Raw genomic sequence first — 2,369 nt, forward strand, 5'->3', positions numbered from 1 at the left:
GGTGACTGCGTACCTTTTGTATAATGGGTCAGCGACTTATTTTCAGTGGCGAGCTTAACCGAATAGGGGAGGCGTAGCGAAAGCGAGTCTTAATAGGGCGTCTAGTCGCTGGGAATAGACCCGAAACCGGGCGATCTATCCATGGGCAGGTTGAAGGTTGGGTAACACTAACTGGAGGACCGAACCGACTACCGTTGAAAAGTTAGCGGATGACCTGTGGATCGGAGTGAAAGGCTAATCAAGCTCGGAGATAGCTGGTTCTCCTCGAAAGCTATTTAGGTAGCGCCTCATGTATCACTGTAGGGGGTAGAGCACTGTTTCGGCTAGGGGGTCATCCCGACTTACCAAACCGATGCAAACTCCGAATACCTACAAGTGCCGAGCATGGGAGACACACGGCGGGTGCTAACGTCCGTCGTGAAAAGGGAAACAACCCAGACCGTCAGCTAAGGTCCCAAAGTTATGGTTAAGTGGGAAACGATGTGGGAAGGCTTAGACAGCTAGGAGGTTGGCTTAGAAGCAGCCACCCTTTAAAGAAAGCGTAATAGCTCACTAGTCGAGTCGGCCTGCGCGGAAGATGTAACGGGGCTCAAACCATACACCGAAGCTACGGGTATCACGTAAGTGATGCGGTAGAGGAGCGTTCTGTAAGCCTGTGAAGGTGAGTTGAGAAGCTTGCTGGAGGTATCAGAAGTGCGAATGCTGACATGAGTAACGACAATGGGTGTGAAAAACACCCACGCCGAAAGACCAAGGTTTCCTGCGCAACGTTAATCGACGCAGGGTTAGTCGGTCCCTAAGGCGAGGCTGAAAAGCGTAGTCGATGGAAAACAGGTTAATATTCCTGTACTTCTGGTTATTGCGATGGAGGGACGGAGAAGGCTAGGCCAGCTTGGCGTTGGTTGTCCAAGTTTAAGGTGGTAGGCTGGAATCTTAGGTAAATCCGGGATTCTAAGGCCGAGAGCTGATGACGAGCTAACTTTTAGTTAGCGAAGTGGTTGATGCCATGCTTCCAAGAAAAGCTTCTAAGCTTCAGGTAACCAGGAACCGTACCCCAAACCGACACAGGTGGTTGGGTAGAGAATACCAAGGCGCTTGAGAGAACTCGGGTGAAGGAACTAGGCAAAATGGCACCGTAACTTCGGGAGAAGGTGCGCCGGTGAGGGTGAAGGACTTGCTCCGTAAGCTCATGCCGGTCGAAGATACCAGGCCGCTGCGACTGTTTATTAAAAACACAGCACTCTGCAAACACGAAAGTGGACGTATAGGGTGTGACGCCTGCCCGGTGCCGGAAGGTTAATTGATGGGGTTAGCTAACGCGAAGCTCTTGATCGAAGCCCCGGTAAACGGCGGCCGTAACTATAACGGTCCTAAGGTAGCGAAATTCCTTGTCGGGTAAGTTCCGACCTGCACGAATGGCGTAACGATGGCGGCGCTGTCTCCACCCGAGACTCAGTGAAATTGAAATCGCTGTGAAGATGCAGTGTATCCGCGGCTAGACGGAAAGACCCCGTGAACCTTTACTATAGCTTTGCACTGGACTTTGAATTTGCTTGTGTAGGATAGGTGGGAGGCTTTGAAGCGTGGACGCCAGTCTGCGTGGAGCCAACCTTGAAATACCACCCTGGCAACTTTGAGGTTCTAACTCAGGTCCGTTATCCGGATCGAGGACAGTGTATGGTGGGTAGTTTGACTGGGGCGGTCTCCTCCTAAAGAGTAACGGAGGAGTACGAAGGTGCGCTCAGACCGGTCGGAAATCGGTCGTAGAGTATAAAGGCAAAAGCGCGCTTGACTGCGAGACAGACACGTCGAGCAGGTACGAAAGTAGGTCTTAGTGATCCGGTGGTTCTGTATGGAAGGGCCATCGCTCAACGGATAAAAGGTACTCCGGGGATAACAGGCTGATACCGCCCAAGAGTTCATATCGACGGCGGTGTTTGGCACCTCGATGTCGGCTCATCACATCCTGGGGCTGAAGCCGGTCCCAAGGGTATGGCTGTTCGCCATTTAAAGTGGTACGCGAGCTGGGTTTAGAACGTCGTGAGACAGTTCGGTCCCTATCTGCCGTGGACGTTTGAGATTTGAGAGGGGCTGCTCCTAGTACGAGAGGACCGGAGTGGACGAACCTCTGGTGTTCCGGTTGTCACGCCAGTGGCATTGCCGGGTAGCTATGTTCGGAATAGATAACCGCTGAAAGCATCTAAGCGGGAAACTAGCCTCAAGATGAGATCTCACTGGGACCTTGAGTCCCCTGAAGGGCCGTCGAAGACTACGACGTTGATAGGTTGGGTGTGTAAGCGCTGTGAGGCGTTGAGCTAACCAATACTAATTGCCCGTGAGGCTTGACCATATAACACCCAAGCAATTTG

At 52.3% G+C, this 2,369-nt stretch carries 1 rRNA gene; it reads left to right on the forward strand.

What is annotated here, in order from left to right:
- Positions 1-2,350 (forward strand): 23S ribosomal RNA (locus tag ACTD9P_RS29505); the annotation flags it as partial.
- Between the last annotated feature and the right edge of the window lie 19 nt (positions 2,351-2,369).

Origin of the sequence: Pseudomonas onubensis (assembly GCF_965653655.1) — a bacterium.
Classification (GTDB): Bacteria; Pseudomonadota; Gammaproteobacteria; order Pseudomonadales; family Pseudomonadaceae; genus Aquipseudomonas.